The sequence below is a fragment of the Photorhabdus akhurstii genome (assembly GCF_018448925.1).
GTDB classification, from domain to species: domain Bacteria; phylum Pseudomonadota; class Gammaproteobacteria; order Enterobacterales; family Enterobacteriaceae; genus Photorhabdus; species Photorhabdus akhurstii.
The window spans coordinates 1-5,945 of the sequence record NZ_RCWE01000052.1 but is presented as its reverse complement, the minus strand read 5'-3'; the positions used below and the strand labels follow the sequence as shown (position 1 = coordinate 5,945).

Below are 5,945 nucleotides of genomic sequence, written 5' to 3'. Positions count from 1 at the left end.
CGGACGCCGTTCTCTTTGAGCAGGGTGGTGATGATGGTTTTGATATCCTGCTGCTGAAAAATCCGGGCATTCTGGCGCAGGGTGGCGCGCCACATATCGGGCCGGATGGTCATGTCATAGCGGGTCTGATGTTTGCCGGTATTGCCCTGGACAAAGCTGGCGACCATGCCGGTGACGGTACGCTCGACTTTGCCTTCGCGCAGGATGGTCAGGGTGGCGCTTTTGTCGAGGACGGCGGTGAAATCAATGGCCGGGTCGGCACTGGCTAAACTGACCGTCAGCGTGAACGGGGTGGAGAGGGCCTCGCGCAGGGTAAAGCCGGCCACCACGAAGGTGTGCGGCGGCAGGCCGCCGGCGGTGAGGGTAAACTGTAAGCCGCCGGCGCTTTGGGGACTCAGCCGGTCAGCGAGGTGCCGGGCGAGGTTGCCGGCGGCGGACGTTTTTTTCTGGAATGACATAGGGGGATTCCTTCTCTGAATTTACGGGCGGGGTTGCCCGGGGAGCGCGGTCAGCCCGGCGGCTTTCTGCAACGCGTAATACTGGCTGAGCAGGGCGTTAAACCGGTCGTCGGTCTTTTTTATCAGCGCCGGTGAGACGGGCTGTCCCTGTTCGACGGCGGCGGAAAGCTGGCGCAGCAGCTCTTCCAGCGGGCGGTCACGGTTGTGGCTGTGCTGGATTTGGTAAATCGCCGTTTTCAGGTAAGAGAGGGTGAAACTGCCCCGGTTGCGCTCCTGCGCCAGGATGTTGTCCGCCAGTAACTGGAGCTGATGCCGGGTCTGCTGCCAGCTGCCGGAGACCGGCGCGTTTTCCAGCCGGATGGTCTGTAACTGCTGCCAGCGCTGCGTTTCACGCTGCTGCCGGCTGTCCTGCGGCCAGGTTTTTTGTGCCCTGTCGGTCAGCTGCTCAGCCTGTTGCAGCACCACCAGCGGAGAGGTGTCCGCCAGCCGGGTTAACTGCTGGGCATAGGTTGGCAGGTCAGGATGAGATAACCAGGCCAGTCTGGCTCCGTCCGGGGTGTCAGTCAGGGCAGTGAGCTGCTGTTGCAGCGGCCGGTAAAGTCCCAGCCAGCTGCCGGTCAGGACAAACACGCCCAGTAAGAGACCCAGGCCAAACCCCTGTAACGCGCTCATCGGCCGCGGGGGCGGTTCAGGGAAACGGACCTGGACTTTAGGCTGACTGTGGTCGTATCCCGCGTCGTCGTCAGTGTCCGGTTCCGATGGTGCCGGCTCGGTTGTGTTGGCCAGGTAAACCAGCGGCGGTATCTGCACGGGTTTGGCGGCGGGTTTGGGCAGGATGCGGGTCTGTTCCAGTTTTTTGGCGGTGTTCTGGAAGAACCACAACAGGTTTTCGACTTTTGGCAGGCGTTTCAGGTCGGACTGCTGGAGCCGGTCGACTATCAGTTGTAAGGCCCGCTCGGCCCGGTAAATCATCCGCAGGTCACGGGGGGTATAGTCGTGCTGGCGTAACGCGTTGCCGCAGCGGGTGTTAAACCAGTCCAGCATCTCAGTGCGGACCGCCGGCTGCGGGGGCCACAGTGCATCCCACTGGCTGACCATCACCCCGGCCAGCAGTTCACAGCCTTCGGTAAACCCCGCCAGGCCGCTGAGCTGCATCCGGGCCAGGGTGTAGTAAATCGCGCTCTGCAAATCGACGCCGTGGGTGCGAAACAGCGTCAGGGCCAGGGATTCGATAAGCGGCCAGTTCACTGCCGGCTGAGACGGGTGGTTGATTTTATTGATTTCCTCGCGTATTGCCGTGAACGCCGGCAGATTCATCGGGTTACTGCCGGCGCGGATAATCAGGTTTTCAGGGTGTTCACTCATGGCCGTTCATCCTTTCACCTGCCTCCGCCGGCGCGGAGGACAGGGCGGGTTTCTATTTTGCAATGAATAAAATTTGCCATTAATACAGCGTGTCAGGCAGTCTGAACTGGCTGAACAGGCCGCCGGCAAACGGGTTGTCGGATTCATCCACGTAGATACGGTAGGTCATGTCGCCCCCGTCCACCGTGAACCGCACATCAAACGCATCCTGACGCACGTTAGTCAGTTTGCCGCTGTTAATCAGACGTAACTGAGCCCACGGGCCGGTGAAGCGGATGGCGCGCGGGGATTTGCCGCTGGCATCCGGTATCAGCGTGAGCTGGCTTTCCACCCCGGCCCGCATCGAGTTGGGCCAGATGAGGTGTACAATGCTGCCGCGGCCGTGAGCATAATCGAGCAGCTGGCCGTCGAGATTGAGCAGGCTGCGGCGTTTATTGCCGGTCAGGCTGAGGGGCTCAATGGCGAACTGGGTGCCCAGACCGTTTTGCGGCGAGAAGAAGGTGTCGCGGATACGGTCGGCCAGTTTCAGTTGTTCCAGTACATCCTGGCGGATAAGTTGCTGGCCGTCAGCGCTGTGGGTCAGGTTGTTTTCCACAAACGGTTTCAGGTTCTGCTGATAGAAGGCATCCAGCGTGCCGCCGGGCCGGAAGAACCGCTCGAACTCACTGAGCGGCACGTCCTGCGTCGCTTCCGGGTCGAACGGGTAGCGGCCGGCCAGGTAGGTCTGGTACTGTCTGACCACGGTGTCGCGCCATTCGATTTCCAGCGAGCTGATGGCTTCCCTCATCACCACCCGCCATGCCTGTCCGGCCAGTTCGCCGACCCAGCGGTTGAGCGGCGCCGGCAGGTTTTTCGCCAGCTGCTGGACTTCGAAAATCGGGTCGCTGTTATGCTGCTCAAGCCGCTGCCGCACGGCGCTCAGGGCGGCTTTACCCGGTACCGGGGCATTCTGAATGCTCAGCAGGTAACGGTGCAGCGCCACCAGTTTCTGGTAAACCTCCTGCAAGGTACTGTTTTTGTCGCCGTACTCCACCAGCACCGCGGTTTCTGGCGCGAATTCCCGGTGAATACGCGCCCGCAGGCGGTAATCCGGGGTATCACGTAACGGCTGCTGGGCTTTGGCCGGCAGCGTCTCGTCAATCTCCGGCAGACGGGTGTTGTCGCTGAGGATTTGCAGGGCGCGGCTGATGGGCTGTTCGCCGCTGATAACCTGTTCAAGGGCGCTGATGGCCTGCGGGATATCGGTAAAATCACGAATATCCAGGTTGTTCATCGCCCCGCGCCAGGTGGCCGTGTAGTCCCCCAGGTACTGCTCGGTGATTTGTCGCTGGATTTCTTTGCGGTCCGTGTCGCTGTACTGCACGTTATGCGACAGGTTCAGGACCCAGCTGTCCATGACGGTGAGGTCGATGAGCTGGTCGTCCTGTTTGACGAAGTAGTTGTTCAGGCCGTTTATCGTCAGGAACTGCGGGATAATCAGTTGTTTGTCATTATTGGCAATAAAGAGGCGGTCAAAGCCCGGGCCAATCTGGTCGCGCAGGTTGAGGGGCGGCGGCAGTGAATCCTGGGCTTTAATGCGCAGGTTCTGATAGACCCGCTGATAAATGGAGAGCTGGCTCAGCTCTTTCTCCGCCTTGATGAGCGGCAGTTTGTAAGGCGCAAAGCTGCTGATCGCGGCCTGATCGCCCGACTCCCGCGCCGCCCGCCAGTCGGTGTGATCCAGCGCGTAGTCCAGGTGAGTCAGTAACTGCGCCTGTAACGGGCGCTGGCCATTAAAAGCCTGGCTCCAGCGCGCCTGCATATAGTGTTCCACCAGCGATTTATTGCGGCCGCTGCCATCTTCCAGCATCCGCATGATGCGCAGGACGGCCAGTTTTTCCTCGCTGCCTTTAGGTGCCCGGTTGAGGTCATCCAGCAGGCCGTTCATTAAGGCGGGCAGGAAGCGCTGAGACAGCAGTTGCAGGTAGGTGTTTTCCACATACGGGCCGACCGCCGCGCCCTGATAAAGTCCCATATCCGCCAGCAGCCCTTTCTGATGGTAATCCCCGTAGGCCAGCGTGGCCTCACGGACAGGATTGAGCAGGGGAAGCTGTAAATTGCCGTTACGGTCTTCGCCTTGGGGGGGCGGCACGGACAGGAAGGTTTTGGCCTGCGCCAGTACCTCGTCGCCGGCCCGGTAGTTCTTCTGATAGTAGTAGTGCCAGCCGGTCCACAGGGCCAGCACCACTCCGGCGCCCACGGTGGAGAAGGTCAGTAGTTTGTGGCGGTGGCGGTTTAACCACAGGCGGTTTTCAGCCGCCAGATTCGGTTCGGCCAGCAGGACCTCTTCAAACAGCGCGTGGGTGAAGTAGGGCGCGGTGTCCGCCACCGGCCAGGTGGGAAAAGCCTGTGGCCCGAGGTGATACTGCACCGCGGCAGACTGGGTAAAAATGTCATCCATCTGGCCGATTTGTGTAGACGAGGTGAGATAAACCCCCCGCAGGCCCGGCTGTGCCGGACCGCCGTTGTAAAGGAGCCCCTCCAGCAGCTGTACCAGCGCGCTGTGCAGCCCCTGTATCTGGCGGGTGAAGCTGAACAGGGGGCTGCGCTGACTGATATCCACTTTATTGAGCATCATGTCCGGCATGGCCGCGTTGAGTTGCTGCATCCACTGGCGCCAGAACTGTGCCAGCTCAGCGCGCCAGCTGTGCTCATCCTGCGCATTCAGGCTGAACGTGACGCCCAGGATCTGGGCGCGCTGCGATCTGTCCAGCGACTGGAAGGCGGCGCTGAAACCGTGCAGCCGGTCGAGTTTGGTCAGTACCAGATAGCAGGGCAGATGGTTATGCAGGGTTAATCGCAGATCCTGTAGGCGCAGGTGAAGCGCGGCAATAACCCGTTCCCGCTGCGCTTTGTTGTCGGTCAGTAAGCGGTGAATATCCACCGTCAGGATGATGCCGTTGAGCGGCTGGCGCTGACGGTTTTCAGTCAGCCAGGCGAGCAGAGCCTGCCACAGGCGGGCGGGCAGTTGAGGTTTGGGGGTGTCCGGCGGCGATATCTGGTCGATAAGGAACCCGTCCGGGTCAATGATGACGGCTTTCTCCCCCAGCCAGCAGCGCAGATGCAGGGGCAGCGCCTCTTCCCCGGTCAGGGTGTCCGGCGCGGCAATGTCAGTCAGCCGGCAGCCTTCCTGAATCAGTGAGGTTTTGCCGCTGCCGGTGTTGCCCATCACCAGGTACCAGGGGCGCTGGTAGAGATAATCCCAGGTCCCCAGATGGCGTTGCAGCTGGGCTTTCCAGTGATGGAGATAACTGTCCTGACGGGTGATGTCGGCCAGCGCCGGATCGACGGCTTTCAGTTCCACCTCCAGCCTGAGCTTTTCAAGCTGGCGCAGGCGGCGCCAGATTTTTATCCCGACAACGCTCAGGGCCAGCAGGAGGAGGATGACCGTCGCCAGCCAGCGGGCAGACAGCGTTTCCAGCGGGCGGGTCTGTTTAAACTGCCAGCCGGGTCCCCACCACCACAGCCAGATAAGGGCAAGACAGGGCAGGAGGGCCAGTATCAGCGAGGCGGCGGCTTTCAGTGGCGGCAGACGCGGCATCGCCGGTTTTTTGATATTTTTCAGCAGTAGAGAAAGCCAGTTCATGGGTTAACGCTCCTGTTTGCGGTCGTCTCTTTTGAGGGGGCGGTCATCGGGGCTTTTTCTGCCAGTGCCGCCAGCAGGCCGGGTTCCCAGTCGGCGAGTGACAGGTGTCGTCCTGCCCGGAGCAGCTGTCGGTAATGTTGTTGTGCCAGCGCGCTCATCCCCGCCTGTTCCAGTAACTGTGCCGTCAGCAGCTGACCGTAGAACTGATCCCGGGGTTCGGTCAGGTGTTGCTGATAGTGCTCCGCGGCGTTGAGGGCGGCTTCCAGGCCGTGTTGCTGAAAGCATTGCCAGATAGCGTCCTGTTCCTGCGTGGCGCCGCGGCTGACGGCGGCGGTCGCCGGGGGATGCAGCCAGTTCAGCGTGGCGTCTGAGATAAACGGGCTCATATCGGAGAAAGACAGGTTTTGCAGGACCGGCAGGCGGTCAAGAAAGGCCCGGAGTTCATCGCGGATAGCATCAGCGACAGGGCGGTAACCCAGTTTTTCGGCCGCCTGAGC

The 5,945-nt window shown here is 61.1% G+C and carries 4 protein-coding genes; all 4 read right to left on the bottom strand.

Annotated features, from left to right (window positions below; genetic code table 11):
- The coding region (locus EAE93_RS23365; protein WP_250151169.1) for a contractile injection system protein, VgrG/Pvc8 family at positions 1-458 on the bottom strand (458 nt) is incomplete at its 3' end.
- A gap of 21 nt (positions 459-479) precedes the next feature.
- Complete coding sequence (locus EAE93_RS23360) at positions 480-1,823, bottom strand: VasL domain-containing protein (protein WP_214040674.1); 1,344 nt, start codon at positions 1,821-1,823, stop codon at positions 480-482.
- Positions 1,824-1,902: 79 nt separating this feature from the next.
- Positions 1,903-5,448, bottom strand: a complete 3,546-nt coding sequence (gene tssM / locus EAE93_RS23355) for a type VI secretion system membrane subunit TssM (protein WP_214040673.1) — start codon at positions 5,446-5,448, stop codon at positions 1,903-1,905.
- Positions 5,445-5,945 (bottom strand): type VI secretion system domain-containing protein (locus tag EAE93_RS23350; RefSeq protein ID WP_214040672.1); only part of this gene is annotated, 501 nt, incomplete at its 5' end. The genes EAE93_RS23350 and tssM, both read right to left, overlap by 4 nt.

Bases quoted from the DNA above. Each gene is read 5' to 3' on its own strand.
- EAE93_RS23360 (WP_214040674.1), bottom strand. From the start codon at position 1,823: ATGAGTGAACACCCTGAAAACCTGATTATCCGCGCCGGCAGTAACCCG.
- tssM (WP_214040673.1), bottom strand. From the start codon at position 5,448: ATGAACTGGCTTTCTCTACTGCTGAAAAATATCAAAAAACCGGCGATG.